Source organism: Pseudomonas sp. UC 17F4 (assembly GCF_900101695.1).
Lineage (GTDB): Bacteria > Pseudomonadota > Gammaproteobacteria > Pseudomonadales > Pseudomonadaceae > Aquipseudomonas.
In genome coordinates, this window is the sequence record NZ_FNKV01000001.1 from 2,968,486 (window position 1) to 2,995,239 (window position 26,754).

General features: G+C 64.3%; 29 protein-coding genes and 1 tRNA gene. 18 read left to right on the forward strand and 12 right to left on the reverse strand.

Going from position 1 to position 26,754, the window contains the following annotated elements; genetic code table 11:
* Positions 1-1,290 (reverse strand): sensor histidine kinase, encoded by a 1,290-nt coding sequence (locus BLR26_RS13700; protein WP_093387472.1) that lies wholly within the window; start codon positions 1,288-1,290, stop codon positions 1-3.
* A 14-nt stretch (positions 1,291-1,304) separates the two neighbouring features.
* Positions 1,305-2,039: a response regulator gene (locus tag BLR26_RS13705; protein ID WP_093381369.1), complete on the reverse strand. Its 735-nt coding sequence runs from the start codon at positions 2,037-2,039 to the stop codon at positions 1,305-1,307.
* A gap of 215 nt (positions 2,040-2,254) precedes the next feature.
* On the opposite strand from BLR26_RS13705, the gene BLR26_RS13710 reads away from it, so the two are divergent.
* Both BLR26_RS13710 and BLR26_RS13715 read left to right on the forward strand, forming a co-directional pair.
* A complete protein-coding gene (locus BLR26_RS13710; RefSeq protein WP_093381371.1) occupies positions 2,255-2,518 on the forward strand; it encodes a DUF2790 domain-containing protein in 264 nt (87 codons plus the stop codon).
* Positions 2,519-2,542: 24 nt separating this feature from the next.
* On the forward strand, positions 2,543-3,121 hold the full coding sequence (locus BLR26_RS13715; RefSeq protein WP_093381373.1) for a thioredoxin family protein: 579 nt from the start codon (positions 2,543-2,545) through the stop codon (positions 3,119-3,121).
* Between the two features lie 22 nt (positions 3,122-3,143).
* Here BLR26_RS13715 and BLR26_RS13720 read toward each other — a convergent pair whose 3' ends face one another.
* Positions 3,144-4,658: a MocR-like pyridoxine biosynthesis transcription factor PdxR gene (locus BLR26_RS13720; protein ID WP_093381375.1), complete on the reverse strand. Its 1,515-nt coding sequence runs from the start codon at positions 4,656-4,658 to the stop codon at positions 3,144-3,146.
* 100 nt (positions 4,659-4,758) lie between these two features.
* Here BLR26_RS13720 and BLR26_RS13725 point away from each other — a divergent pair, with 100 nt between their 5' ends.
* A complete protein-coding gene (locus BLR26_RS13725; RefSeq protein WP_093381377.1) occupies positions 4,759-5,979 on the forward strand; it encodes a benzoate/H(+) symporter BenE family transporter in 1,221 nt (406 codons plus the stop codon).
* Positions 5,980-5,987: 8 nt separating this feature from the next.
* Here the strand turns inward: BLR26_RS13725 and BLR26_RS13730 are convergent, their stop codons facing one another.
* Complete coding sequence (locus BLR26_RS13730) at positions 5,988-6,521, reverse strand: hypothetical protein (RefSeq protein WP_093381379.1); 534 nt, start codon at positions 6,519-6,521, stop codon at positions 5,988-5,990.
* Positions 6,522-6,621: 100 nt separating this feature from the next.
* On the opposite strand from BLR26_RS13730, the gene BLR26_RS13735 reads away from it, so the two are divergent.
* On the forward strand, positions 6,622-7,092 hold the full coding sequence (locus tag BLR26_RS13735; protein WP_093381381.1) for an FAD/FMN-containing dehydrogenase: 471 nt from the start codon (positions 6,622-6,624) through the stop codon (positions 7,090-7,092).
* 635 nt (positions 7,093-7,727) lie between these two features.
* Here the strand turns inward: BLR26_RS13735 and BLR26_RS13740 are convergent.
* On the reverse strand, positions 7,728-8,183 hold the full coding sequence (locus tag BLR26_RS13740) for an Lrp/AsnC family transcriptional regulator (protein WP_045194217.1): 456 nt from the start codon (positions 8,181-8,183) through the stop codon (positions 7,728-7,730).
* Positions 8,184-8,281: 98 nt separating this feature from the next.
* Between BLR26_RS13740 and rarD the strand changes: the two genes are divergently transcribed.
* Positions 8,282-9,211, forward strand: a complete 930-nt coding sequence (gene rarD, locus BLR26_RS13745) for an EamA family transporter RarD (RefSeq protein ID WP_093381383.1) — start codon at positions 8,282-8,284, stop codon at positions 9,209-9,211.
* Here rarD and BLR26_RS13750 read toward each other — a convergent pair.
* Complete coding sequence (locus tag BLR26_RS13750) at positions 9,175-10,182, reverse strand: GlxA family transcriptional regulator (protein WP_093381385.1); 1,008 nt, start codon at positions 10,180-10,182, stop codon at positions 9,175-9,177. The two genes, rarD and BLR26_RS13750, sit on opposite strands and share 37 nt — an antisense overlap.
* A 127-nt stretch (positions 10,183-10,309) precedes the next feature.
* On the opposite strand from BLR26_RS13750, the gene BLR26_RS13755 reads away from it, so the two are divergent.
* The 9 genes from BLR26_RS13755 (at position 10,310) to gltS (ending at position 16,716) form a co-directional block, all read left to right on the forward strand.
* Positions 10,310-10,522 (forward strand): PLD nuclease N-terminal domain-containing protein, encoded by a 213-nt coding sequence (locus BLR26_RS13755; RefSeq protein WP_038995826.1) that lies wholly within the window; start codon positions 10,310-10,312, stop codon positions 10,520-10,522.
* Positions 10,523-10,595: 73 nt separating this feature from the next.
* Complete coding sequence (locus BLR26_RS13760; protein ID WP_093381387.1) at positions 10,596-11,117, forward strand: GNAT family N-acetyltransferase; 522 nt, start codon at positions 10,596-10,598, stop codon at positions 11,115-11,117.
* Positions 11,114-11,677, forward strand: a complete 564-nt coding sequence (locus BLR26_RS13765) for a hypothetical protein (protein ID WP_093381389.1) — start codon at positions 11,114-11,116, stop codon at positions 11,675-11,677. Before BLR26_RS13760 ends, BLR26_RS13765 begins: the two co-directional genes overlap by 4 nt.
* Positions 11,678-11,763: 86 nt before the next feature.
* Positions 11,764-12,423 (forward strand): HD domain-containing protein, encoded by a 660-nt coding sequence (locus BLR26_RS13770; RefSeq protein ID WP_045195652.1) that lies wholly within the window; start codon positions 11,764-11,766, stop codon positions 12,421-12,423.
* 60 nt (positions 12,424-12,483) lie between these two features.
* Positions 12,484-12,795: an NIPSNAP family protein gene (locus tag BLR26_RS13775; RefSeq protein ID WP_093381391.1), complete on the forward strand. Its 312-nt coding sequence runs from the start codon at positions 12,484-12,486 to the stop codon at positions 12,793-12,795.
* A complete protein-coding gene (locus BLR26_RS13780) occupies positions 12,795-13,703 on the forward strand; it encodes a LysR family transcriptional regulator (protein WP_093381393.1) in 909 nt (302 codons plus the stop codon). The genes BLR26_RS13775 and BLR26_RS13780 overlap by 1 nt, the downstream gene beginning before the upstream one ends.
* 78 nt (positions 13,704-13,781) lie before the next feature.
* On the forward strand, positions 13,782-14,507 hold the full coding sequence (locus BLR26_RS13785; RefSeq protein ID WP_038995818.1) for an IclR family transcriptional regulator: 726 nt from the start codon (positions 13,782-13,784) through the stop codon (positions 14,505-14,507).
* Between the two features lie 18 nt (positions 14,508-14,525).
* Complete coding sequence (hutG, locus tag BLR26_RS13790; protein ID WP_093381395.1) at positions 14,526-15,464, forward strand: formimidoylglutamase; 939 nt, start codon at positions 14,526-14,528, stop codon at positions 15,462-15,464.
* Positions 15,465-15,507: 43 nt separating this feature from the next.
* Positions 15,508-16,716: a sodium/glutamate symporter gene (gltS, locus tag BLR26_RS13795; protein WP_093381397.1), complete on the forward strand. Its 1,209-nt coding sequence runs from the start codon at positions 15,508-15,510 to the stop codon at positions 16,714-16,716.
* 33 nt (positions 16,717-16,749) lie between these two features.
* On the opposite strand, the gene BLR26_RS13800 is transcribed toward gltS, so the two are convergent.
* The 3 genes from BLR26_RS13800 to BLR26_RS13810 all read right to left on the reverse strand — a co-directional run bounded on the left by BLR26_RS13800 (position 16,750) and on the right by BLR26_RS13810 (position 18,764).
* Positions 16,750-17,346 (reverse strand): LysE family translocator, encoded by a 597-nt coding sequence (locus BLR26_RS13800; protein ID WP_093387475.1) that lies wholly within the window; start codon positions 17,344-17,346, stop codon positions 16,750-16,752.
* 51 nt (positions 17,347-17,397) lie between these two features.
* Complete coding sequence (locus BLR26_RS13805) at positions 17,398-18,234, reverse strand: AraC family transcriptional regulator (protein WP_093381400.1); 837 nt, start codon at positions 18,232-18,234, stop codon at positions 17,398-17,400.
* A 77-nt stretch (positions 18,235-18,311) separates the two neighbouring features.
* Positions 18,312-18,764 carry an Lrp/AsnC family transcriptional regulator gene (locus BLR26_RS13810; RefSeq protein WP_093381402.1) on the reverse strand — a complete coding sequence of 151 codons (453 nt, stop codon included), beginning with the start codon at positions 18,762-18,764 and terminating at the stop codon, positions 18,312-18,314.
* A 154-nt stretch (positions 18,765-18,918) separates the two neighbouring features.
* Between BLR26_RS13810 and BLR26_RS13815 the strand changes: the two genes are divergently transcribed.
* The 4 genes from BLR26_RS13815 to BLR26_RS13830 all read left to right on the forward strand — a co-directional run bounded on the left by BLR26_RS13815 (position 18,919) and on the right by BLR26_RS13830 (position 22,362).
* The gene (locus BLR26_RS13815; protein WP_093381404.1) at positions 18,919-19,542 is read left to right on the forward strand and encodes a LysE family translocator; all 624 of its coding nucleotides are present in this window, start codon (positions 18,919-18,921) and stop codon (positions 19,540-19,542) included.
* A 114-nt stretch (positions 19,543-19,656) separates the two neighbouring features.
* Positions 19,657-20,754 carry a carboxynorspermidine decarboxylase gene (nspC, locus tag BLR26_RS13820; RefSeq protein WP_093387478.1) on the forward strand — a complete coding sequence of 366 codons (1,098 nt, stop codon included), beginning with the start codon at positions 19,657-19,659 and terminating at the stop codon, positions 20,752-20,754.
* A gap of 27 nt (positions 20,755-20,781) precedes the next feature.
* A complete protein-coding gene (locus BLR26_RS13825) occupies positions 20,782-22,017 on the forward strand; it encodes a saccharopine dehydrogenase family protein (protein ID WP_093381407.1) in 1,236 nt (411 codons plus the stop codon).
* Between the two features lie 270 nt (positions 22,018-22,287).
* A tRNA-Gln gene (locus tag BLR26_RS13830) sits at positions 22,288-22,362 on the forward strand.
* A gap of 49 nt (positions 22,363-22,411) precedes the next feature.
* Here the strand turns inward: BLR26_RS13830 and BLR26_RS13835 are convergent.
* The 3 genes from BLR26_RS13835 to BLR26_RS13845 all read right to left on the reverse strand — a co-directional run bounded on the left by BLR26_RS13835 (position 22,412) and on the right by BLR26_RS13845 (position 26,719).
* Entirely contained in the window at positions 22,412-22,843 is a 432-nt protein-coding gene (locus tag BLR26_RS13835) for an MAPEG family protein (protein ID WP_093381410.1), read from the reverse strand.
* 89 nt (positions 22,844-22,932) lie between these two features.
* Entirely contained in the window at positions 22,933-24,198 is a 1,266-nt protein-coding gene (locus BLR26_RS13840) for a carbohydrate porin (RefSeq protein WP_093381412.1), read from the reverse strand.
* Positions 24,199-24,301: 103 nt separating this feature from the next.
* Positions 24,302-26,719, reverse strand: a complete 2,418-nt coding sequence (locus BLR26_RS13845; protein WP_093381415.1) for a glucose/quinate/shikimate family membrane-bound PQQ-dependent dehydrogenase — start codon at positions 26,717-26,719, stop codon at positions 24,302-24,304.
* Positions 26,720-26,754 lie beyond the last annotated feature (35 nt).

A 26,754-nucleotide genomic window follows, 5' to 3' on the forward strand; every position in this document is an offset into this window, starting at 1 on the left:
TCAGGGCAGCTCGATCTGCGCGCAAAGGCCGCCGCCGTCGCGGTTGCTCAAGGTCAGGCGGCCGCCGATGGCCTGGGTCAGCTGCGCGGCGATGGCCAGGCCCAGACCGGTACCGCCGGTGCTGCGGTTGCGCGAGTTCTCTACCCGGTAGAACGGTTGCAGCACCGCGTCGAGCTCTTCGGCGGGTATCCCCGGGCCCTGGTCGAGCACGCGAATCAGCGTGCCGTTGTTGGCGCCGCTGCGCACCTCGAGCTGCGCCGCGCCGGCAAACTTCAGGGCGTTGTCGATCAGGTTCACCAGCACCCGGCGCAAGGCTTGCGGGCGGGTTTCGAGCAGCGCGCCGGTCTTGTCGTGCAGCTCGACCTGCTGGCCGCTGTCCTGGTAGTCGAACACCAGGCTGTCGAGCAAGGCATCGAGGTTGACCCGGCACGGTGCCTCGCTGTTGCCATCGATGCTGCGGGCGTAGGCGACGCCTTCACGCACCAGGTGTTCCATGGCCTCCAGGTCGCTCCAGAGCTTGTCGCGATCACTGCTGCTGTCCATGGCCTCGACCCGCAGCTTCATCCGCGTGATCGGCGTTTGCAGGTCATGGGAGATCGCCGCCAGCAGTTGCATGCGCTCTTTCAGGTAGGCGCCGATACGTGCCTGCAAGGTATTGAAGGCCACTGCGGCATACACCACTTCTCGCGGGCCGCTTTCGTCCAGTTGCGGCCCCGGGGCATTGGGGTCGAGCTGGTCGACCGCTTCGGCCAGGCGGGTCAGCGGGCGGATCGCGGTTTTCACCGCCAGCCAGGTGCACAGCAACAGCAGCGCCAGCTGGATCAGCAGCACCACCGGCAGCCAGCTCGACATCGGCACCGGCGCCGGGGTGACGTCGACGCTCAACGGTGCGCCGTCGGCCAGGCGCAGGCGCACCTGGAAGTGCGGCGTGGGCCCGGGGATGCTCTGGTAGTCCAGGGCGTACTGGCCGCCCAGGGCCTTGCCGATGGACAGTGCGGCCATGGGCGAGTCATCCATGCTCAGCCGCTGGCCGGGTTCGCCGGCATCCAGGCGGTAGCGATAGGTGCGCCGCTCCAGGCGCGGCAGCCAGGCGGCGCGTTCGGCGGCCGGCAGGCGGTCGAGAATGGCCACCGAGGTAGCGACGTCCTGCTCGAGGTTACTGAGCATCATCGAGCGCGAGCTCTGGTAGCGCTCGTAGAACTGGAAGCTGAACGACAAACCGTAGGCCAACACCAGGCCGGTGAAGAAGATCAGCGCCAGGCGCGAGGCGAGGGTGCGCGGCCAACGCAGCAGGCTGCCCATGTTCAGGCCTCGACCCGCTGCACGGGCAAGGCGAACACGTAGCCTTCGCTGCGCACCGTCTTGATATAGGCCGGCTCGCGGGCGTCATCCTGCAGGCGCTGGCGCAGGCGGCTGACCAAGAGGTCGATGGAGCGGTCGAAGATGTCCGCCTCGCGGCCCTGGGTCAGGTTGAGCAGTTGCTCGCGGCTGAGCACCCGTTGCGGATGGTCGAGGAACACCCGCAGCAGCCGGTACTCGGCGCCGCTCAGGGCCACCAGGGTGGCGTTGGCGTCGAGTAGGTGGCGCGCGGTGGTGTCCAGGCGCCAGTGGCCGAAACCGAGCAGGCGGCTGCTTTCGCTGATGCTCAGGTTTGGCGGCAGCATGCGCGTGCGGCGCAGCACGGCGTTGATCCGCGCCAGCAGCTCGCGGGCCGAGAACGGCTTGCTCAGGTAGTCGTCGGCGCCCATTTCCAGGCCGATGATGCGGTCGGTTTCATCGTTGCGGGCGGTCAGCATCAGTACCGGCGTGGCCTTGTGCTTGCCGGCGCGCAGCTCGCGGCACAGCAGCAGGCCATCGTCACCGGGCATCATGATGTCGAGCACGATCAGGTCGACCACATTGGACTCGAGAAAGGCGCGCATCTGCCGGCCATCGGCGACGATGGTGGTGCGCAGCCCGTTCTTTTTCAGGTAGTTGCCTACCAGCTCCCTGATCTCTCGATCGTCGTCGACGACCAGGATGTGATCGACATGCTCCATCGTCCGGCTCCCGCTGTGGTGGTGGCGGCAAGTGTACAGAGCCCGGCAGGGCTTGCCTGCCGGGCTTTGTATTGCAGTGTATCTGCTGCGGCCATAGATACCTGGCGAGGCAAAGCGGGCCGATCCGGACACATTGGCGATACCTGGCGGGCCTGAAATAGCCAGCAACGGGTGGCAGCCGCCACCTCTGTGCAAACTGACTCGGGAGTACCGCCATGAACCTCAAGACCCTTGCCACTGCCAGCCTGTTGACCCTGTTCAGCCTCGGCACCGTTGCCGCCCAGGCTAGCGAAGCGGTGGTGGTACAGCAATATCGTTACGGCCAGCAACTGGATGTGCACAAGGTCCTGGCCTTGCACGAGGACAGCAGCATGGGCTGCGGCGTGGTCAACGCTCAGATGGACTACCTTGATTCCCAGGGCAAGGAACACCGCCTGCAGTACCAGAAATTTGCCAGTGACTGCCATGAAGGCGGTTAAGCCATCGATCAGGGAGGTTCGTCCATGAACATCAATTTCAACACAAATCGCCGTCGGGCCCTGGGCATCGCCGCACTGCTGGCCGTGCTGCTGGCGCTGGCGGGCCTGGGCAATCGCCTGTTCGCCGGCACGCCGGCAAGCCTTGAGACACTGGGGCCGATGCCGGAACTGGCCGGCGCCGTGCAGTGGCTCAACTCGCCACCACTGGACCGCGCAGCGCTCAAGGGCAAGGTGGTGCTGGTGGACTTCTGGACCTACGAGTGCATCAATTGCCGGCGCAGCCTGCCGCACGTCAACACCTGGGCCAAGCGTTACGCCGACCAGGGCCTGGTGGTGATCGGCGTGCATACGCCGGAATACCCCGAGGAGCGAGTGGTCGACAATGTGCGCGAGCAAGTGGCCAAGCTGGATATCGACTACCCGGTGGCCATCGACAACGACTATGCGATCTGGAACGCCTTCGGCAACCAGTTCTGGCCGGCGCACTACATCGTTGATGGCAGCGGCCAGGTGCGCTATGTGCACTTTGGCGAAGGCGCCTACGACACCCAGGAGCAAGTCATCCAGCAACTGCTCAAGGAGCGTGACGGGCAAGCGGGGTGAAGATGTTCGGGTGGCGCTGGCCTCATCGCGGGTCCAGCCCGCTCCTGCAGAGGGCCTTGGCCAGTTGCCGGATTGCGGTTTCGATTTCACTGGCTGTCAGCGATGAATAGCCCAGCAGCCAGCCCTGCTGTTTATGTTCACCGGCATACAAACGGCTGAGCCCGGGCAGTTGCACGCCGGCGCGGGTGGCCAGATTAATGGTGTGTTGCTCTGTCCAGCCTGGCTCGAGCAAACAGGGGATCTGCAGGCCGCCCGGTGGGCGCATGGCGGTGACGACGCCCGCCAGGTGCTTGCCAATCGCATCAAGCAGGCAGGCCCGGCGCCCGGCGTAGAGTTTGCGCATGGCGCGGATGTGGGCGTTGTAGTGGCCGTCGTCCATGAAGCGCGCCAGGGTCAGTTGCAGCACCTGCGGGGTGTGCCCGTCGATGATGCTGCGCGCCGCGCTGAAGGGCGCTACCAGCTCCGGCGGCAAGACCATGTAGCCGATGCGCAGGCCGGGGTAGAGGGTCTTGCTGAAGGTGCCGATGTAGAGGGTGCGCTGCTGGCTGTCCAGGCCCTGCACGCAGGCAGTAGGCAGGCCGTCGTAGTGGAACTCGCTGTCGTAGTCGTCCTCGATGATCCACTTGCCGTTCTGCGCCGCCCAGTCGATCAGCTCCAGGCGTCGCGCAAGGCTCAGGGTCGCGCCTGTGGGGTACTGGTGCGACGGCGTGACGTAGACGCAACTGGCGCCGCTTTGGTCGGCACGCAGCAGGTCGGTGCGGATGCCGTGGGCGTCGACGTCGATCGGCACGATCCGCGCCTGCGCCGCTTCAAAGGCCTTCTTCGCGCCGAAGTAACCGGGGTTTTCCAGCAGGATCGGCTTGCCGGCATCCACCAGCATTTGTGCGCACAGGAACAGCGCCTGGCGGGTGCTGCTGAGCACCAGTACCTGCTCGGGCATCACCTTGGCGCCACGTTCGAGGTTCAGGTAGGTGGCGATGGCCTTGCGCAGGGCTTCGCTGCCCTGCGGGTCGCCGTGCAGCAGGACGTTGCCGCGATGGTCCTTCACGGCCTGGCGCTGCAGGCGTTCCCAGACTGCAAGGGGGAACGAGCGGGTTTCTGGTAGGCCGGTGGCAAAGGCCTTGATCACCTGCTGGTCGCTGACGCCGCCGTTGTCGAACAGTGCCCGTCCGCGCAGGCTCAAGCCCTGGCCGGGCTCGAGATCACTGCGTTTTTGCGCCCCGGCCTTGATGCGCCGTTGCCCGCTGCCACGCAGTTGCGCGCCGAGGTTGTCCGGCACATAACTGCCCGAGCCTGCGCGGCGGACGATATAGCCGTCGCGCTGCAGCTGCACGTAGGCGTTCTCGACGGTGTCGCGGGCGACGCCCAGCGATTTGGCCAGGGCACGGCTGGCCGGCAGCTTGACGCCAGCGGACAGCGCCCCTTCAAGGATCAGCGCGCGCAGCGCACGCTGGATGCGCTGGTGCAGGTCCAGCGCTGCGAACTCGGCGTCATTGACGCGCATCTTCAGGGTTTCAAGCTCGAACGTGGTTGCCATGTGGTCTGCCGCAAGTGAAGAAACTGGCCTGAACGGGCAGGCCAGTCTATTCGTACACTCGGTCGCTCGTCACTGCCTCTTCGCAAGGAACCCTGCCGCCATGTCTACTTCAGCACTACGCCCCGGCGACCTCATGCCCCCGCTCATTGCCGGTCTCATCTCGGTTATCGTCAATTATGGCGGAACCTTCATCCTGGTTTTCCAAGCGGCCAAGGTCGCTGGTTTGAGCCCGGCCCTCACGGCTTCCTGGGTATGGTCGGTATCCATCGGCGTGGGGGTTACCGGGCTGTTGCTCAGTTGGCTCAGCCGCCAGCCGATCATCACCGCCTGGTCGACACCGGCCGCCGCCTTCCTGGTGGTGGCCCTGGCCAGTACGCCCTACGCCGAAGCGGTGGGCGCCTACCTGATCTCGGCAGCCGCGTTTGTGCTGCTGGGCTTATCGGGCTGTTTCGACAAGCTCATCCGCCTGATCCCGCCGGGCATTGCGGCGGGGCTGCTGGCCGGGATCCTGCTGCAGTTCGGCATCGGTGCCTTTGCCGGGCTCAGCGTCGACCCGTTGCTGGCCGCGCTGCTGATCGTGGCCTATCTGCTCTTCAAGCGCTTCAGTGCGCGCTATGCAGTGGTCGGCATCCTGCTGTTGGGGCTGGGCTTTTTGCTGATGCGCGGGCAGGTCGAGCTGTCAGGGCTGCGCTTGCAACTGGCGACGCCGGTCTTCACCGCGCCGGCGTTTTCATTCAATGCCATGCTCAGCGTGGCCCTGCCGCTGTTCCTGATTACCCTGACCGGACAGTACATGCCCGGCATGCTGGTGCTGCGCAATGACGGCTTCAAGGCCAGTGCCAACCCTATTGTCGCCGTTACCGGGCTGGGCTCGTTGTTGATGGCGCCGTTCGGCTCCCACGCCTTCAACATCGCCGCGATCACCGCGGCGATCTGCACCGGCAAGGAAGCCCACGAAGAACCTGCCAAGCGCTGGATCGCCGGGGTGGCGGCGGGCGTGTTCTACATTCTTGTCGGCGTCTTCGGGGTAACCCTGGCCGCGCTGTTCATGGCCTTCCCGGCCACTTTCATCAGCACCCTGGCGGGGCTTGCGCTGCTGGGCACCATTGGCAGCAGCCTGGCCAATGCCATGGCCGATGCGAAAACCCGCGAAGCGTCGTTGATCACCTTTCTGGCTGCGGCCGCCAATATCAGTTTGCTCGGTATCGGCGGGGCGTTCTGGGGGCTGGTGATCGGCCTGGGCGCTTATGCCGTGCTCAATGGCCGCTTGCCGCGCCGGGAGCGGGCAGGGGTGATCGGTGCCAGCAATGGCGAGGGGTAAGGCCGCGATCAGCGCTTGGCCGCCTTGGCGCGCTGATTCTCGTCGCTGCGCGCCCGTGCCGGGATGTTCTCCAGCGAAGTGGGCTTGTCGGCGATGTTGATTACCGTCCACTCCCAGAACGCGCTGGTCCAGTAGGTCAGTTCACCGTCTTCGAGCAGCAGGTCGTGGCGGCCACTGCTGTGCGGCGCTTCTTTGGCCTGGCGCATCAATGGCACCAGTTGCATGGCGCGTTCGCCGTCGGTGGTCTCCAGTGACAGCGAAACCTGGCGCAGGCGGTCATCCTTGTCGAAGGCCGCTTCGATGCGGCTGACCTCGACACCGCCGAGTTTGTAGGGTTCGATGCCCGGTACCGGGTCGACAGCCTGGTAGTACTGACGGGGCACGTTGTAGTGCACGCCGTTGATCAGCCAGACCCGGGTGAAATGCCGCTCCATTACCTCCACGACCTGCGCGCGCGGCATGCCCAGCGTGAACTCGCCAAGGCTCAGCGCCGACCAGGCGGTGGTCGGGAACAGGGCACAGCAGAGCAACAATGTCAGCATCCTTGGCACGCGGGGTCCTCCTTGAAATGAGCGCAAAGGGTACTGTAGCCCTCGCATCCACGCTAGGATCAGCAGTCCTGCACTGACAATGAGGTCACCTGTGAAATACGCCATTGCCCTGCTACTTAGCCTGATGCCGCTGCTGGCTGGCGCCGCCGAAGTCGGCGAACGCCTGGCGCCCTTTACCTTGCTTGACCAGCACGACCAGCCCTACAGCCTCAACGCGCAGACCCGCGTGCTGCTGGTGGCGCGCAACATGGACGGTGCCAAGCTGGTCCAGGCCGCCGTCGGTGAGCAGCCCAAGGGCTACCTGCAAGCACGCGATGCGGTGTTCGTCGCCGACATCCAGCGCATGCCGGCACTGATCAGCAAACTGTTCGCCATCCCGGCCATGCGTGACTACAACTACCGGGTGCTGCTGGACCGCGACGGCAAGGTGGTTGCGCGTTATCCGGGCGCTGAAGGCCAGGTGCTGTGGATTCAGTTGGAGCAGGGGGTTGTGGCGGGGCAGAAGGAATATGCCAGTGCCGAGGCGTTGGCCACAGCGCTCAAGGCGTTGCCGCAGCCATAGTGGATTTGAATGCAGCGCAACGCTGTGGGAGCGGGCTGGACCCGCGATCGAGCGCGAAGCGGTCGCAATCCAGACGCCACCTGATGGGGAGGCTGAACTGACCCCATCGCGGGGCAAGTCGGGTCGCCGCACGGCCGCTCCCACAGGTAGCGTAGGCCTTTAGAGGCGCGAGCTGATCCATTGGCGATGCTGCTCACACTTCACCTTTGCGCCTTGTCGGCGAATGGACCGGCGATGCACGAGTAGCGAAAGCAAAAAAGCGCTCTGCTTCTAGATGTATGTAATTGCAGACGCCACCGATCGTCCCTTGCAGAAGGCCGAGTGGAACCCTTGCGTAGTGGGGCGACGGCCATGGATGGCCGGCGAGCGCCGCAGGGCCAGGGACGGCCCTTCGGCGCGCCCCCACGGGAGCAAGGGTGGAAGGAGGGAACCCGCAGCGCAGCGCAGGGCCGATGAAGGGACAGGGCGTTTTTGGTTACTTTTGCCGCCAAGCAAAAGTGACCCGCCGTAAGGGCGGAAGGCGCCGGCAGCGCCTCATCATCAAATGGATCAGCTCAAACAGCCTGGCTGCCCCAATACTTGCAAGCTGCTTAAGACAATTGCTCCCACATGGGCAGTGCAGGCAGGCGCAGATCTTACAGCGGCACCTGCAAGGTCGTCTTGACTCGATCCAGCACCACGATGGTACGAAACCACTTCACGTTCGGGTTGTCATGAAACAGTCGCTGGGCGATGTCCTGGAACACGGTCATGCTCGCTACCGTCAGCACCAGCAAAAAGTCGGCGTCGCCGGTGACGTAGTAGCACTGCTGAATTTCAGGTCCCGAGAACGCACGCTTCATGACTTCCAGGTCCGCCGACTGGGTGCGGTCGGCGTGCACCTCGACCATCAGGGTAATCACCTGGCCGACTTTGTCCGGGTTGATCACCGCGGCATTGGCCTGGATTACCCCGGTCTTTTTCAAGCGCTGGATCCGCCGCTGCACCGAGGCGCTAGACAAGTGCACCTGCTCGGCCAGCTCACGCAGGGGCTGGCTGTTATCGCGCTGCAGGGCGGCAAGCAGGGCAAGGTCGAATTCATCCAGGTCCATGCAAAAATTTCTCATCTTGAGGGGTGAAAACGAGGGCACTTATCAGTGGCTGCGGAATAAATTATCACCCTCTGCTGGTCCTCATTAAGGAATTTGCAATGACCGCGCATAACTCCACGTTGGGCGTCGTGCTCAATGTTCTCGCCTCGGTGCTGTTCGCGGTGATGTACGCCTACACCAGCCTGCTCGCGCCCCTGGACGGCGCCGAAATCTATGGCTGGCGGATCCTTCTGACCGTGCCGTGCCTGACCCTGATGGTGATCGCCAGCGGGCACTGGCCGCAGGTGCGGCGGATATTCCTGCGCCTGTTCGAAGAGCGCTGGTTCTGGGCGATTCGCCTGGTTTCGGCGGTGTTGCTCGGCGCGCAGTTGTGGCTGTTCATGTGGGCACCGATCAACGGCTATGGCCTGGACGTGTCGCTGGGCTACTTCCTGATGCCGCTGGTGATGGTGATTGTCGGCCGCCTGGCGTTCAAGGATTCGATCAGCCGCCTGCAACTGCTGGCCTGTGCCTTGGCGGCGCTGGGCATCATTAACCAGATCGCCATCGCCAAGGCGATTTCCTGGCCGGTGCTGGTGGTGTCGCTGGGCTATCCGCTGTACTTCTGGCTGCGCCGGGTGACCGACACCAACAACATGGGCGGGTTGTGGTTCGACATGAGCCTGAGCCTGCCGGTGAGCCTGTATTTCGTGCTCAAGGGCGGGGTAGTGCTCGGCCTTGCCGGGGCAGCCTCAAGCTTGCCCTGGCTGGTGCTCGGCCTCGGCGCGATCAGCGCCGCAGCCCTGGGCCTGCAGGCGCTGTCGGCACCACGGCTGAACCTGACCCTGTTTGGCCTGCTGATTTATGTCGAGCCGGTGCTGCTGGTGGTCGCCGCAGTGCTGCTGGGCGACAGCATCGCCCCGGCGCAGTGGCCGACCTATATTGCGATCTGGCTGGCGGTGCTGGTGCTGGTGGTGGAGGGCGGTTTGAGCCTCAACGGCAACCGCCGCGCTTACTCGCCCAGCCGTTGCTCGCGTGAAGGCGGGTAGCCGAAGTAGGCGCAGTAGCACTTGCTGAAGTGCGAGACCGAGACAAAACCACAGGCAATCGCCACGTCCATCAGCGGCAGGTCGGAATACTGCAACAGACGCCGGCTTTTGGTGATGCGCAGTTCCATGTAATAGCGGCTTGGCGAGGTGCCCAGTTGCGCCTGGAACAGGCGGTCGATCTGCCGGCGCGAACGGCCGCTGTAGGCCGCCAGTTGATCGAGGCTGAGGGTTTCTTCAAGGTTGCTTTCCATCAGCTCGACGATGGTGCGCAGTGGCGCGCTCATGGTTTTCTTCTGGCTGCTGTCGACCCGGCGAAAGCGCGCGCTGGAAAACGCCAGGATCTCCTCGACGCCCTCGGCAAGCGCTTCGCCATGTTGCAGCTTGAGCAGCGCCAGCATCATCTCTAGCGCGCCGTTGGGGCTGGCGGCGGTCAGGCGTTCGCGGTCGAGCACAAAGCTTGCCGGGGTGATGGTGCACTGCGGGCTGCGCTCGGCCAGGCTTGCCCGTTGTTCGGGGTGGATGGTGCAGTTGTAGCCCTCCAGCACCCCGGCACGGCCGAGAAACCAGGCGCCGTTCCACAGCCCGCCGAGGGCCAGTTGGTGGGCGGCAGCATCGCTCAGCAGCTTGTCCAGCTGCGGGTACTTGAGTGGGGTACGCAGGCCGCCGCAAACAATCAGCATGTCGAGGTTGTCCAGCGCTGCGCGGTCCAGGTGCGCTGCATAAACCTCCAGGCCCAGGTCACTGGTGACCCGCTCGCTGCCCAGGGAAAACGGCGTGCTCAAGAACAGGTTGCTCTTGAGCAGGTTGGCCGTCACCAGTACATCCATGGCCACGGTAAAGCTGGCCATGGAGAAGTTCTCCAGCAGCAAAAAGCCCACCTGGTACGCCGGGGTCGAGGCAGCCTCGGGGTGCTTGAGGTTGAGCATGTTACTGGTGCTGGATTTCTTGCTGAACTGGCGTGGGGTGGGCAAGGCGCGGCTCCGCGAACTGGCAGGTTGAGGCGATGATGCCAGATATTGCCCGGCCCGCAATGGCAATCAGAATGAACCCCGGCTGGCTGCGCACACCTAACCTTCAGAACCCCTCTGGAGGCTACCCATGGAAAACGGTCATATCTGGATCACCCTTGCCGTATTGCTCACCCTGGTCGAACTCTGGGCCATCAAACGCATCATCGGCAGCAAGAGCCGGGCGGATCGCAAGATGTTGTGGATCGTGTTTATCGTCTTTGTACCCGTGCTGGGCCTGATTGCCTGGGCCGTGGCCGGGCCGAAAGCCAGCGCGGGGGTGCCGATTTCGCGGGAGGGTTGACCCGGCGGCTGGCGACAGGGATTGTAGGGGCGACGGCGCATCGTCGCGCCTGCATGACCCAAGGAAGCACTTCATGCCGCTGTTTGAAACCCCACGCCTGCTCGTGCGCGAACTCTCGCGTCAAGACCTGCCCGCCCTGACCGCCATTCTCAGCGACCCTGAGGTGATGAAATTCTCGGTGCGCGGTGTCTGCGACGAACAGATGACCGGGGCTTTTATCGACTGGTGCGTGCAGTGCTACGCCAGCTACGGCATGGGCCAATGGGCGCTGGTCGACAAGGCCAACGGCGAGCTGGTCGGTTTTTGCGGCGTCAGCCCGGAGCAGGTCGAAGGGGTAGAGCAGGCCAGCCTGGGCTATCGTCTGGCTACACGCTATTGGGGTCAGGGACTGGCCAGCGAAGCGGTGCGCGGCGTGCTTGAGCACGCGTTCAGCGAGCAGCGGCTGGCGGCAGTGATTGCAATTATTGAAGCGGCCAACATCGCCTCCTTGCGCGTGGCGCAAAAAGCCGGCTTCAATGCCTTCGATACTGTGCAGTTTCACGAGCGGCCGGTGCGGGTGTATCGGCTGACGCATCCGCACTGGAAGGCACCATGACCAGCAGCAGACACCTCGACCCGTTGCGCCAGGTCATCCGCCAACAAGCGGTTGCACCCGCACCTGCGCCGTGGCGGTTGACTGGCCAGTTCACCGTCGCCGGCCTGCTGGAAATCGGCTTCGACCGTGACAGCGAGCGGCTGCTGGTGGCTTCGAGTTCAGGCCGCAGTGTGATCGACTGTCGCAGCGGCGAGAAAATCGCCCGCGACCGCACCGACAACCTGGGCAGCGACCATTATCTGGAAACCCGCGGCATCGGCCCGCTCAACGAGCGGGTGATCCGCATGTCGGGCATCCAGGGCGGCGGCCTGCCGATCAGCACCAGCGATGGCTGGGTGGTGGAGAACATCACCCTGGCCTGGCCCGAGCAGCACCTGCTGCTGGTCGAGCCGGGTTCCTGGCTGCATGGCGCGCGCTACAACCGGCCCGCCAGGTTTCATACCCTGGCAATCGAGACCGAAGTGCGTGCCTTCGGGTTTTCCTATACCGGTTTGAGCCTGGTGATCGCCACCGGTGGCGAGTTGCTGATCTATGGCCGCGCGGCGGCTCTTCGCGGGTGAATCGTGTTGCCCGGGTTACGACCGCTTCGCGCTCGATCGCGGGCAAGTCCCGCTCCCACAGATTTTGGTATACAGACCCAATGCTGATGACTACCCAACCTTTCCATCCCTGCCAAGCCCTTGCGGACCTGCTGTTGCCGCACCTGCCGGCGGACAACGGCGATGGCTCTCACGACCTGACGCATATCCACCGGGTCTGGAGCAATGCCCGGCGGATTCAGGCCCGGGAGGGCGGCGATCTGTCCATCCTGCTGGCCGCCACGCTGCTGCACGATTGCGTCGCGGTCGAAAAGAACTCGCCGCTGCGCGCCCAGGCCTCGACCCTGTCTGCGGAAAAAGCTGCCCGGATACTCGCCGATCTTGGCTGGCCCGGCGAGCGCATCAGCGCTGTCGCTCATGCCGTCGCTACGCACAGTTTTTCAGCCGGCCTGGCGCCGGAAACCCTCGAGGCAAAAATCCTTCAGGACAGTGACCGTCTGGACGCCATCGGTATGGTCGGTGTGGCTCGCTGCTTCTACGTCGGTGGGCGCATGGGCTCGGCCCTGTACGATTTCACTAATCCCAGCGCGGCAGGCCGCGACTACCTGGACCACCAGTTCAGCCTCGAGCACTTTCACACCAAATTGCTGAAACTGGCCTCGGGCTTTCAAACCGGGGAGGGCGCACGTCTGGCGGCCGAGCGGCATCGGCGGCTTGAGCTGTTTGTGCAAGGTTTCATGGATGAGATTGGCGGCCCTCAAGACTGATGCGGGCAGCGCTGGAATCGTGCATTCTCGGCTGCCGAGCAACTTCAGCGAGAGCCACCGATGATCACCTGCTACCTGCGCTACGTCCTCGACCCTTACAAACTCGCCGAGTTCGAACACTACGGCAAACTCTGGATCCCGCTGGTGGAGCGCTTCGGCGGCCAGCACCACGGCTACTTCCTGCCTTCGGAAGGTGCCAACAATATCGCCATGGCGATGTTCACCTTTCCAAACCTTGCCGCGTACGAACGCTACCGCCAGGACTCGATGAACGACCCCGAGTGCCTGGCCGCCTTCCAGTACGCCCAGGACACCCGTTGCATCCTCAGCTATGAGCGCTCGTTCTTGCGCCCGGTGTTCGGGCAGGACTGATGAGCACGCTTTTCGACCTGGAACTGTTCGTGCGGGTGGCCGACGAGGGCAGCCTGTCTGCCGCCGCGCGTAGCCTCGATATCACTCCGGCAGCCGCCAGCCTTGCGCTCAAGCGCCTGGAAACGCGCCTGCAGGTACGCCTGTTTGCCCGTTCGACCCGCCAGCAACGGCTGACCGACGAAGGCCGGCGCTACCTCGACAGCGTGCGCCTGGCCCTGGGCGCGCTGGCCGAAGGCGAGCAGGCCCTGCGCGAGCAGGCGCTGGAAATGGGCGGCCTGCTGCAACTGGCGGCGCCCTCTGACTTTGGCCGCAGCGTGCTGCTGGCCTGGCTCGATGCGTTCAAGCGCGAATACCCGCGGGTACAGCTGCAACTGCTGCTCAACGACCAGGCCAGCGACCTGTACCGCGAACCGGTCGACGTCGCCCTGCGTTTTGGCGTGCCGGCCGATTCCGACATGGTCGCCTTGCCGATTCTGCTCGATCACCACCGCGTGGCCTGCGCCAGCCCCGAGTACCTGGCGCGCCACGGCACGCCCTCTATGCCCCAGGAGCTGGCTGACCATCAGTGCGTGATCTACCAGCGCAACGGCCGGCCCTATGACCTGTGGCGCTTTGCGCGTGGCAGTGAAGTGAACGAAGTGCGGGTGCACGGCGAATACCGCTGCGATGACGGTGAAGTGGCCCGGCGCTGGGCCCTGGCCGGGCATGGCGTGGTCTACAAGGCCTGGCTGGACGTGGCCGCGGACGTCGCGGCCGGGCGTTTGCAGCGCTTGTTCGGCGACTGGCAGGGCGAGCACGCCCCGGTGTACCTGATGTGCCCGCACCGGGCGCAGGTGACCGAGCGGGTCAAGGCGTTGCAGGGCTTTTTGCAAACACGCTGCCTGCAGTGGGCGGCCAAGGGGCTATAAGTAGGATATTTCCCACTCAATGGGAATCGAGTTTCACCTATTGAGAAAGACTGTGCACCATGGCGCCAAGGAGCACATATGACCTACACCACGCCCACCGATCGCCTGCTGCAGATCCTCGTCGCCCTCGGCCAGGCCAACGAGGCCGTGTCGGCCAAGGAGCTGAGCCTGCAACTGGACCAGCCCCTGAGCAGCACCTATCGGCACCTGAAGACCCTGCTGCGTTGGGGCCTGGCCGAAGACAACGGCCATGGTCGCTACCTGCCGGGCCCGGCCTGCCTGCAACTGGCGAAGAAGTTCGACCGCGAAGCACTGCTGGTGTCGCTGGCCAAGCCCGAGCTCAAGCGCCTGGCCGAACTCAGCCAGGAAAGCGTGGCACTGATGGTGCCGAGCAACGGCCAGGCCATTTGCATCGAACTGATCGACAGCCCGCAGCCACTGCGCTGCTGTTACCAGAAGGGCCTGGCGCAACCGCTGCGGGTCGGCGCGTCGGCGCGGGTGTTGTTGGCGCACATGGAGCCGGCGCGCAGCCTGGCGATTCTTGAAGAGCAGGGCCTGGAAGCCGAAGCACTGGACAGTTACCGCCAGAGCTTCGTGCAGATCCGTGACCAGGGCTATGCCATCAGCCTCGGTGAAATCGACGACGGCATCTGGGGCGTCAGTGCCCCGGTGCTCGACAGCCGCAACCGCCTGCATGGCGCAATCAGCCTGATGGCCCCGGCCATTCGCGCCCGGCAGAACAGCGAGCGCCTGACCCGCTGGACCTGCGACGTGGCCCTGCGCATCGGTGCGCGGCTGGACTGAATCTACTGGAGTATCCGCATGAACAGCACTACCGCACTGCCGCTCTGGCAGGGCCGCGTCGACGCCGCAGAAGGCACGGCGGCCCTGCGCTGGCACCAATGGGTGCAGCCCTGGGCTGATGACCAACCGGCTGGCAACGCCCTGGTGGGCCTGGCCTGTGACGAAGGGGTGATCCGCAACCAGGGCCGCAGCGGCGCCCGCCAGGGGCCGCCGGCCCTGCGCAAGGCCTTGGCCAACCTGGCCTGGCGTGGCCAGCGCCCGGTCTATGACAGCGGCGACTTCGTCTGCCTCGGTACTGACCTGGAAGGTGCCCAGCAGGCCTATGCCAAGCGGGTGACGCAACTGCTGGGGCAAGGGCATCTGCCGTTGGGCCTGGGCGGCGGGCACGAAATCGCCTATGCCAGTTTTCTCGGCCTGGCTGGCCATTTACGCCAGCAAGAGGCGCAGCCGCGCATCGGCATTCTCAATTTCGATGCCCACTTCGACCTGCGCCACAGCGCCCAGAGCAGCTCCGGCACGCCGTTCCGGCAGATTGCCGAGTACTGCCAGCAGGCCGGCATGGCCTTTGAATACTGCTGCCTGGGCGTCAGCGAGCTGAACAACACCCAGGCCTTGTTCGACCAGGCCCAGCGCCTGAACGTGCGTTATCGCCTCGACCGGCAGATGCAGCCGTGGAATATCGCCGCGCTGGAGACCTTCGTCGATGACTTTCTCAGCGGCATCGACCACCTGTACCTGACCCTCTGCCTGGACGTCCTGCCGGCCAGCCAGGCGCCCGGCGTCAGTGCGCCCTCGGCCCATGGCGTCGAGCTGATGGTGGTCGAGCACCTGGCGCGGCGCGCCAAGGCCAGCGGCAAGTTGCGCATGGCCGACATCGCCGAACTCAACCCCGGTCTTGACCAGGACCAACGCACCGCGCGCATCGCTGCACGGCTGCTGGCCAGCCTGGTCGACTGAAATCCACAACCCCGATCCAACTATAAAAAGAAGAGTGTTAACCATGCTGACCCTGCAACTCGATGCTCTGACCACCGTCGCCCTGGCGCTCCTGCTGCTGGCGATGGGTGCGCAACTGAAGAAGCACAGCTACTGGCTGCGCCAGCTCTGTGTCCCGGCGCCGGTCATCGGCGGTTTTGGCTTTGCCCTGGTGGTGTGGCTGCTGCGTGACCAGCAGTGGCTGGACATCAAGCTCGACACCGCCATGCAAACGCCGCTGATGGTGGCGTTCTTCACCACCGTCGGCCTGGGCGGCAGCCTTGGCCTGCTGCGCCAGGGCGGCAAGATCCTGTTCATCTACCTGGGTGCCTGCTGGGGCCTGGCGCTGCTGCAGAACCTGGTCGGCGTGGGCATGGCCAAGGCCCTGGGCATCGACCCGCTGCTGGGGATCATGGCCGGCGCCGTGTCGCTGGAAGGTGGCTTTGGCGCCGCCGCAGCCTTTGGCCCGATCGCCGAGAGCCTCGGCACGGTCGGCGCCACTACAGCCGCGCTGGCCTCGGCGACCTTCGGCATGGTTGCCGGTGGCCTGCTCGGCAGCCCGGTGGCGCGTTACCTGATCGAACGCAAGAAACTGGTGGTACAGGCAGACCAGGTCGATGCCCTGCAAGCCCTGGAAAAAGCCAATGAAACCCCCGTTGTCAGCATTGATACGCCGGTGCTGCTGCGCTTGCTGACCTGCATGTTGGTGATCATGGTGCTCGGCTTCTGGATCGGCGATGCGCTGAAGGCGCACCTGGGTATCGTCCTGCCGGTGTACGTCGGCGCCATGTTCGTCGCCATCCTGGCGCGCAACTTCAACGACCGCGCACGGGTCATCGAGATTCCAGACAATGCCGTCAGCACCCTGGGCGACATCAGCCTGGGCATGTTCCTGACCATGGCGATGATGAGCCTGAAGTTCTGGGAGCTGGAGCAACTGGGCCTGCCGCTGCTGGTGATCCTGGTGGTGCAAGTGCTGATCATGGTGCTGCTGTGCATCTTCGTCTTGTTCCGCCTGTTCGGCGGCAACTACGACGCGGCGGTACTGTGCGCCGGCTACATGGGCCATGGCCTGGGCGCGACGCCGAACGCGGTGGCCAACATGGGCGCGATCTGCGACCACTACAAGGTGTTCTCGTACAAGGCCTTCATCATCGTGCCGCTGTGCGGGGCGGTGCTGATCGACATCGTCGCCTTGCCGCTGATTACCTGGTTCATCAACGCCTTCAGTTGATGGCCCGAGGCGGGGCGCAAGGCCCCGCCGTGGCTATCCCAGCACCGCCAGCCAGGCCGAGGCAATCAGCAGCAGCGCCAACAGCTGATTGAAGCGCCGGGCCTTTTGCGGCGAGCGCAGCAAGCGTGCGCTACCGACGCCCATCAGCGCCCAACTGGTCATGCACGGCAGGGCGATGAGCAGAAACAAGAGCGCCAGTTGCAGCCTGTCCTGCAACGGGTTCGCGCTGGCGCTGCTGAAAACCCCGAGCACCGCGACCGCCATCAACCACACCTTGGGGTTGATCAACTGCAACAGTGCCGCGTCCCGGGCCCGAAGGTCTCGGGGGCTGTCGGGGCTGGCCAGCGGTGCTGCGCCAGCATTGAGCAATTGCCAGCCCAGCCAGCTCAACCAGGCCACGCCGAGCCAAGTCATCAGTTGCTGCACTCGCGGGTAGGCCAGCAGCACTTCACCCAGCCCCAGGCCGACCAGCAGCACCACTAGCGCGGCGGCCAGGCAGGCGCCGAGTATCAGCGGCAGGGTCGCGCGCAAACCGAAGCGCGCGCCATGGCCGAGGATCAGGATATTGGTCGGCCCAGGCGTGATACTGGCGACAAAAGCGAACAGGGCGAAAGGCAGCAGGTTGGGCAACATGATCGGACTCCAGTGCAGGGGAGCCCCATGTTCCCGGCTGGTGGGCTTTCAGTCTGGAAGCTTTGCGCAGCGGCGACGGTAATCGGCAGGTGTGAGTCGATAGGCGCGGCGGAACCAGCGACCCAGGTGGCTCTGGTCGGCAAAGCCGAGGGCGGCGGCGACCACTGCCGGGCTGTCGCCACGGGCCAGCCAACGGCGCGCCTTGGCCAGGCGCAGCTGGATCAGGTAGGCATGGGGCGCCAGGCCAAAGGCGCTCTTGAAGGCACGGTTGAGGCGAAAGCGATCGACCTGGCAGGCCTCGGCCAGCTCCACCAGGCCAATGTCCTCGGTGTAATGGGCGTGCAGATACTCGCGGGCCCTGCGCGCCACCTGCGGCAGGCGCGGGTCGGGGTCGATGCGTTTGCGCCACAGGGTATGGCGGGTCATGCAGCCGAGCTGCTCGTCCATTGCCGTCTGCCGGAGCATTTTCAGCTCACCCCCATGCAGCGCCTGGAAGGCCCGGGCAATGGCCCCGCACAGCTGCGGGTCGGCGCTCAAGGTGTCGGCAAAGCTGGGCTGACTAGCCGCTGGCGCCTGCTCGAACAATGCTTGCAGCTCGCGCTCCAGCCACTGCGGGTCGAGGTAGAGCATCGAGTAGGTGAAGCCGTCCGCGGTTGGCGCATGGCCGTCGTGCAGTTCCCCAGGTTCGAGCATAAATACCTTGCCCGGCGTGCTGAAGTGCTGCAACTGGCGGCAATGAAACTGCTGCACGCCTTGCTCGGTGACCCCGATCAGGTAACTGTCATGCCAGTGCGGGTCATAGGCGTGGCCTTTGAAATGCGCGCGCACCGACTCGATGCCGGTGTCGGCGTCCTGGGCGAGATCGATCCAGTTGTGGCTGGGCACGGCGGGCTCCGGGCAGTGAGGCATGCACGACCATAACCCGTTTATGCGGCGGGGTTTAGAACAATTGTGCGCGCAGCTTACATCGGCAACGAGCGGTTCTCGATCACCCGTTTCATCACCAGGGTCGAGGTCAGGCGCTGCACATTGGGCAGGGCCGACAGTCGCTCGTCGTACAACTGCTGGAAGGCTGGCAGGTCGCGGGTGACCACCTGCAGCAGGTAGTCCGGATCACCAAACAGCCGCTGCGCTTCGACGATCTGGGCAATCTCCTGCAGCGCCGCTTCGAAGGCGCTGACCGCCTGGCGATCACCTTCGCGCAAGGTGACGAAGACCATGGCCGAAAAATTCAGCCCCAGGGCGCCCGGCGCCAACTGCGCGCGGTAGCCCTGAATCACCCCGGATTGCTCCAGCGCGCGCACCCGGCGGTGACAGGGCGACAGGCTCAGGCCCACCCGGTCGGCCAGTTCGGTCAGCGACAGGCGCCCGTCGTTTTGCAGCTGCGCAAGGATCTTGCGGTCAATCCTGTCCATGGGGAAGAACCTTTCTGTTCTGGCCGTTAGTTCTGGAATATTAGAAAGATAATCCTATCAGCTTTTCTCTAATCTCCCGCTCAACGTCAGATCAGCGAGCGGAGGCAAGCATGCAGGCAAGAAAATTCCAGATTCAGCACCCGGAGCTGTGGCCATGACCTTGAACATGCTGGCCGCGTTCTGGGCGGTGTCGTTATTGTTGGTGATTACCCCGGGGGCGGACTGGGCCTACGCGATTTCCGCCGGGTTGCGCGGGCGGGTGGTGGTGCCGGCAGTGGCCGGGTTGCTGCTCGGCCATCTGCTGGCAACCCTGATTGTCGCCGCCGGGGTAGGGGGGCTGGTGGCCAGCAACCCCATGGCCCTGACCCTGCTGACTGTGGCCGGTTGCGGTTACTTGCTGTGGTTGGGCATCAACATGTTTGTTCATCCTTCAGCGCCGCAGGCCGGGCTGGCGCAGCAGTCGGCGTCGTGGGCACGCTGGGCGTTCAAGGGCGTCTGCGTCAGTGGTCTGAACCCCAAGGTGTTCCTGCTGTTTCTGGCCTTGCTGCCGCAGTTCACCGATGCCATGGCCGCCTGGCCCGTGCCGGTGCAGATCGTCACCCTGGGCCTGGTGCATGCCGGCAGTTGCGCGGTGGTTTACCTGCTGGTGGGCTTTGGCTCCCAGGCGGTATTGCAGGCGCGGCCAGCGGCAGCGCAGGTGGTCAGCCGGGTGTCGGGGCTGGCAATGGTAGTGATTGCTGCGGTTTTGCTCCTCGAGCAATGGCTCGGTCACGGTTGAATGCACCGAAATTGACCGCCGATCCAGGGAAAAGCGCTTTTGCTCTTTCGACTTGGGACAAGGGAAGGCACAATGCGTGTCCTTTTTTTGGCCGGCCTGGCCGGGGGCCTCGAAATGATCAAAACGCCGTACTACCTCATCGACAAAACCAAGCTGCTGCGCAACATGGAAAAGATCGCCTACGTGCGCGAGCAGTCCGGGGCCAAGGCCCTGCTGGCACTCAAGTGCTTCGCCACCTGGTCGGTGTTCGACCTGATGGAGCAGTACATGGACGGCACTACCTCGTCGTCGCTGTACGAGCTCAAGCTCGGCCGCCAGAAGTTCGCCGGCGAGGCCCACGCCTACAGCGTGGCCTGGGCCGACGATGAAATCGAAGAGATGCTCGACAACTGCGACAAGATCATCTTCAACTCCATCGGCCAGCTCGAGCGTTTTGCCGAACAGTCTGAAGGAAAGGTCCGCGGCCTGCGCGTCAACCCGCAGGTGAGCAGCTCCGACTACCTGCTGGCCGACCCGGCGCGCCCGTTCAGCCGCCTGGGCGAGTGGGACCCGGTGAAGGTCGAGGCCGTCATCGAGAAGATCTCCGGTTTCATGTTCCACAACAACTGCGAGAACGGCGACTTCGGCCTGTTCGACCAGATGCTGTGCACCATCGAAGAGCGCTTCGGTCACCTGCTGCACAAGGTCGAGTGGGTCAGCCTTGGCGGCGGTATCCACTTCACCGGCGAAGGCTATGCAATCGACGCCTTCTGCGCGCGCCTGAAAGCCTTCTCCGAGAAGTACGGCGTGCGGGTTTACCTGGAGCCGGGCGAAGCGGCGATCACCCAGAGCGCCTCGCTGGAAGTTACCGTGCTCGACACCCTCTACAACGGCAAGCACCTGGCCGTGGTCGACAGCTCGATCGAAGCACACATGCTCGACCTGCTGATCTACCGCCTGAACGCCAAGCTGGCGCCAAGCGAGGGCGAACACACCTACATGGTATGCGGCAAATCCTGCCTCGCCGGCGACATTTTCGGCGAATACCAATTCGATCGTCCGCTGGCCATCGGCGATCGGCTGTCGTTTGTTGACGCAGCGGGTTACACCATGGTCAAGAAAAACTGGTTCAACGGCCTGAAAATGCCGTCCATCGTAGTGAAACAACTCGACGGTAGTGTCGAGCTGGTTCGTGAGTTTGGTTTCGAAGACTACTTGTCCAGCCTGTCGTAAGCTGGCAGTAAAGGAGAGCAAGAGAAATTGAAGAAGAACGTTCTTATCATTGGTGCAGGAGGTGTCGCCAAGGTGGTGGCCCACAAGTGCGCGCAGCACAACGACGAACTCGGTCGTATTGCTATCGCGTCGCGCAACATCTCCAAATGCCAGGCCATCATCGACAGCGTCAAGGCCAAGGGTAGCCTCAAGCAGCCCGCAGAAATCAAGGCCTTCGCGCTGAATGCGCTGGACGTCGAAGCGACCAAAGCGCTGATCCGCGAAACCGAATCGCAAATCGTCATCAACGTCGGTTCCGCTTTCCTCAACATGTCGGTGCTGCGTGCCTGCATCGATACTGGCGTGGCCTACCTGGACACCGCCATTCACGAAGAACCGGGCAAGATCTGCGAGACGCCGCCCTGGTATGGCAACTACGAGTGGAAACACCTCGAAGAGTGCCAACAAAAGAACGTTACCGCCATTCTTGGCGTGGGCTTCGATCCGGGCGTGGTAAACGCCTATGCCGCCCTGGCCAAGCAACAGTATTTCGACAGCATTGATTCGATCGACATCCTCGACGTCAATGCCGGATCCCATGGCAAGTACTTTGCCACCAACTTCGACCCGGAAATCAACTTCCGCGAGTTCACCGGGCAGGTGTGGAGCTGGCAGAACAGCCAGTGGACCAGCAACACCATGTTCGAAGTCAAGCGTACCGACGACCTGCCGGTAGTCGGCTCGCAGAACCTGTACCTGACCGGCCACGACGAAGTGCACTCGCTGTCGAAGAACCTCGACGTGCCGAACGTGCGTTTCTGGATGAGCTTCGGCGAGCACTACATCAACGTCTTCACCGTGCTGAAAAACCTTGGCCTGCTCAGCGAGCAACCGGTCAAGACCGCCGAAGGCCTTGAAGTGGTACCGCTCAAAGTGGTCAAGGCCGTGCTGCCGGATCCTGCCTCGCTGGCTCCGGGTTACTCCGGCAAGACCTGCATCGGCGACCTGGTCAAGGGCACCAAGGACGGCCAGCCGCGTGAAGTGTTCATCTACAACGTAGCGGACCACGAAGAGGCCTACGCCGAAACCGACAGCCAGGGTATTTCCTACACCGCAGGCGTACCACCCGTAGCAGCAGCGCTGCTGGTTGCCCGTGGCGAGTGGGACGTGCAGCGCATGGTCAACGTCGAGGAGCTGCCAGCCGAGCCGTTCCTCAAGGCGCTGGATGTGATGGGCCTGCCGACTCGGGTCAAAGACGAGAACGGCGACCGTCCGTGGAACTGAGTTTCTTGCGGCGGTAAAACACCGGTTGCGCCTTGTCGGGCGTAGCCGGTGAACGGTCGAGGCGCCGACCTGGCGCCTCGATTCAGAGTAAGTGGCTGTTTTAACAACAATTTGTTTGCCTGGGGGCTTCCCAGATGCAATCAAGTTTGTTAAATTGCCGGCCATTCTTGCAACGGCCTTCACCGGCTGGCAGCGCAGGCCCGCAACTTTCCAGGTTGCACCACGCTGCATCATCGCAAGCGAGTGCCAGGCACTCATCGCTACAATTACAGGGGCGTCGCCAAGCGGTAAGGCAGCAGGTTTTGATCCTGCCATGCGTTGGTTCGAATCCAGCCGCCCCTGCCATTTTCTCGTTGCAAATTCCCAATACTTAAGAACTTCCTGGCAAGCCCGATCAGAAATGCCGCAGGGCGCCCATGCTGACCAGCGCCGCCATCGCCAACAGGCAGACGATTGCCACGGCGTAGGCGATCGTGCGCCACGGTTGCCAGCGGGCCAGAAAGCACACTGTGTGCAGCAGGCGGGCGACGGTGAACAACAGCATCAGCCCGGCCGTGAGCATGAGCGGTGGGTTGAATACCAGGCACAGCGCGCCGAGCACGAAAAACAGCGGAATGTTCTCCAGATCGTTGGCCCAGGCCTGAGCCGCACGGGCGACCTGCGGCAGTTCCTCGGCGCTCGGCGGGCGGCCGACCAGGCCGGCGTCTTCGGGGTTCTTGAAGGTCAGGCGGCTGATGCGATAGAAGCCCTGGTAGCAGGAGATCGCCAGCATCTTCACAAACAGCACGACCACGCACAGCGCGTAGATGGAAAGCAGCGTATTCATCTTCAATCCTTGAAAACCGGGAGCGCGATCATCGCCCGGATTGCCCGGGCGCGTATAGACCAACCGGCGCTCACCGGTGTCAGCAAGGCTCAGAACGTGGCTTTGACCTGCAGGCCGAACACTAGCGCGTTGTCGATGTTCTCAGCGGAAAACGCCCCCGGCTCGATGATGTATTGCACATCCGGGCGCAGGGTCAGCCACGGGGTGGCCTGGTAGCCGTAGCTCAGCTCAACCAACTGCTCGGCGCTGTCCAGGTTGGGGTAGGCAACCCCTGCGGCCACGGCGGCGTCTTGCTGCACATCACGGCTGCGCGGGTTGGGCACGGCGCGGCCATAGCCGAAGGCAAGCGTGTCACGCGGGCGGCCTTCGAACGGCTTGTACAGCACCACGCCTGCGCCATACCACTTGCTGAATGGCGAGGCGGCGGCGCTGGCGGCCGAGTACTGGCCGAAGGCATGCAGGCTGCGGCCCTCGGAGCTCTGCGAGGCCCAGACGGCCTGGTCCACCAGCAGGTAATGGCCGCTGCGGCCGGACACCTCTTTGTCGCTGCCAATGCGTTTCACATCGGAGCTGTCGTAGTAGTAACCGAGCTTGTACTCACCCGGCAGTTCGCCGGCCAGCTTGTACACCAGCTCCACCGGAACCACGGTGCCGGTGGTGTGCTTGGGGCCCAGGTGCCAGGCGCGGCTGGAGTTGCCGTTGCTTTCGGGGTCGACGTTGAACGCCGCCACGCGCAGTTGCCAGGCCGGCGACAGGTCGTATTTGACCCGCACGCCCAGGTGCGCGTTGGGGTAGTTGGTCCAGCCGCTGCCGCCGGACATGTTCAGCGGATGGCCGCAGAAACCGGCGTTCATGAAGTTGCAGAGGATGCCGCTGTCGAGGCCGCCGAGGTCGTTGCCCATGGCCATGTAGCCGAGCTTGAGGTTCAGCGCCGGGGTGAACAGGGTGCGCTCGTAGCTCAGTTCAGTCAGGCGGGTGTAAAGGCCGCCGTAGTTTTCCTGGATCGGCAGGCGGTTGCCCACCAGGTCTTCGGAGGCGCTGTTGCCGCGGCGGTCGTTGATCGTCAGCTGGACTTTGCCGCCGTTGTCCAGGCCGTACAGCTTGCCCAGGTCGAACTGCACGCCCAGCTTGAGGTTCTGCGAGTAACGCGCCGAGCGGTGCAGGCCGCCATCGGCGTTGTAGGCGGTTTCGCCGCTGTAGTCGCCAGTAAACTTGATGCCCTGTTCGTCGAGCTGATGGCGCAGGCCGCCCCAGTCGCCGGTCAGGGTGTTGCGGGTCATCAGGTCGTCGGCCAGGGCCGTGGTGCTGGCCAGGGCCAGGAGCAGGGCAGGGGTGATGCGAGAAGCGCGGGGCATTGCGGGGTATTCCTGGGAGTTCGGTAAAAGTCCCATCGCGGGTCAAGCCCGCTCCCACAGCTTCTGTGGGAGCCGGCTTGACCCGCGATGAGGGCGATGCGATTTACGGCAGCGCGTAGGCCATTACATAGTCGCCACGGTCCGTCGACTGACGCGCACCACCGGCGGTGATGACCACATACTGCTTGCCGGTTTTCGGCGACACATAGGTCATCGGGCCGCCCTGGCTGCCGACCGGCAGGCGGGCTTTCCACACTTCTTCACCGTTGGCGCTGTTGAACGCGCGCAGGTAGAAGTCCTGGGTGCCGGCGATAAACACCAGGCCGCCCTGGGTCGACAGGGTGCCGCCGAGGGTCGGCAGGCCAACCTTGATCGGCAGGTGCATGCGGATGCCCAGTGGGCCGGTGTCTTCGACGGTGCCGACCGGCACTTGCCAGGCAACCTTGCGGGTCTTCATGTCGATGGCAGTGAGGGTGCCGAAGGGCGGCGCCTGGCACGGAATGCCGGCCACCGACAGGAAGCGGTTCTTGTTCACCGCATACGGCGTGCCCTTGAGTGGTACCGCGCCCATGCCGGTGTTCAGCGCTTCACCCCCGGAGGCGGCCTGGCCTTTGTTCTGCGACGGGATCATCTGAATCCACAGGCCCAGGCGCATGTCGTTGACGAAGATAAAACCATGCACCGGGTCGGTGGAGATGCTGCCCCAGTTCATGCCGCCCAGCGAGCCCGGGAAGCTCAGCGACAGGTCGGTGCCCGGTGCGGTGTACAGGCCGTCGTAGCGCATCTTCTTGAAGTCGATGCGGCACAGCAGCTGGTCATACGGGGTGGCGCCCCACATGTCCGACTCGGTCAGTTGCTGGGCGCCGATCTGCGGCATGCCCACCGATTTAGGCTGGGTCGGCGAGTACGGCTCGCCGGGGATGTTGCCCGGCTTGACCGGGGTCTCGACTACTTCGGTCAGCGGCTTGCCGCTGGCGCGGTCGAGCACGTAGATCTGCCCGGCCTTGGTGCCGATGACCAGCGCCGGCACCGACTGACCGTCGGCCGTGGTGAAGTCGATCAGGCTTGGCTGCATCGGCAGGTCGAAGTCCCAGAGGTCGTTGTGCACGGTCTGGTACACCCACTTCTCTTCGCCGCTGGTCGCGTCCAGGGCCAGCACCGAAGCGCCGTACTTGTGGTTCAGCTCGGTACGCTCGACGCCATAGATGTCGGTGGACGAGCTGCCCATCGGCAGGAACAGGGTGTTCATCGCCGGGTCATAGGACATCGGTGCCCAGCTGTTGGGGGTGCTGCGCACGTAGGTGTTGTCGCCAGTCGGCGCATTGCGATCTTGCGGGTTGCCCGGGTCGAAGGCCCAGCGCATCTGCCCGCTGATCACGTCAAAGCCGCGGATCACGCCGCCTGGCATGTCGGTCTGGACGTTGTCGGCAACCCGGCCGCCGACCACCACCGTGGTGCCGGCCATCAGCGGCGCCGAGGACAATTGGTAGAACGCGTCCGGGACATTGCCCAGGCCGGCCTTGAGGTCGACCTGGCCATTGTTGCCAAAGCCCTGGCAGAACTCACCGGTGTCGGCGTCGACCGCGATCAGGCGGGCGTCAATGGTGTTGGTCAGCAGGCGGCGCTGGCAGTTGGCACCGGCCGGCACGCTGGCGGCGATGATCGGGGTGCTGTTGGGCTGGGTCGGTTGGGCGATCGGCGCGCTGGCATCGAAATAGGCCATGCCGCGGCAACGCTGCCAGACTGCCGACTTGGCGTTGATCGGGTTCTTCCACAGCTCTTTGCCGGTGTCGGCATCAAGGGCGATCAGGTTGTTGTGCGGGGTGCAGATGAACACCTTGTTGCCAACCTGCAGCGGCGTCAGCTGGTCTTCGGCACCGTTGCCATCGCTGATGGCGACGTCACCGGTGTGGTAGGTCCAGGCCACTTTCAGCTTGTCGACGTTGCTGCGGTTGATCTGGTCCAGGGCGGCGAAGCGGCTGCCGCCTTCGCTGTTGCCGTAGTGGGCCCAGTCTTTTTGCGCGTTGGCCGGGTCGACCGCGGTCAGGCCCGGGCCGTCACCGGTGGGGGCAACGCTTGGGTGGGCGACGAACATATTGCCGGCCGCCACCGCCAGGGCGATTGCCAGCACTGCGGCCAGGCCATAGGCACCACGACCTGGCGTGGCGCCGGCGGCACGCTTGAGCAGCGGGTACACCAGCGTCACCGCCAGGCCCATCGCGGCGAACATGAACAGGCGCGAGAACAGCGGCCAGAACACCAGGCCGACATCGGCCACGGCCCAGATCGCGGTGCCGAGCACAAAGGCGGCGAACAGCCAGGCCCCGGCCAGCTTGCGGCGGGCGATCAGCAGCCCGGAAAGCGCCATCAGCAGGCCGCCGAGCAGGAAGTACCAGGAACCACCGAGGCTGACCAGCTTCACGCCACCGGCGGCGAGCGCAAGGCCGAGCAGGGCGATGATCACGCCCAGGCCAACCAGGATGAATGTTGAGGCGCCGTTGGCGCGCGGTGAGTGCGTCATATCGAAAAGAACTCGAAGGGGGGGGTGGCCGAATG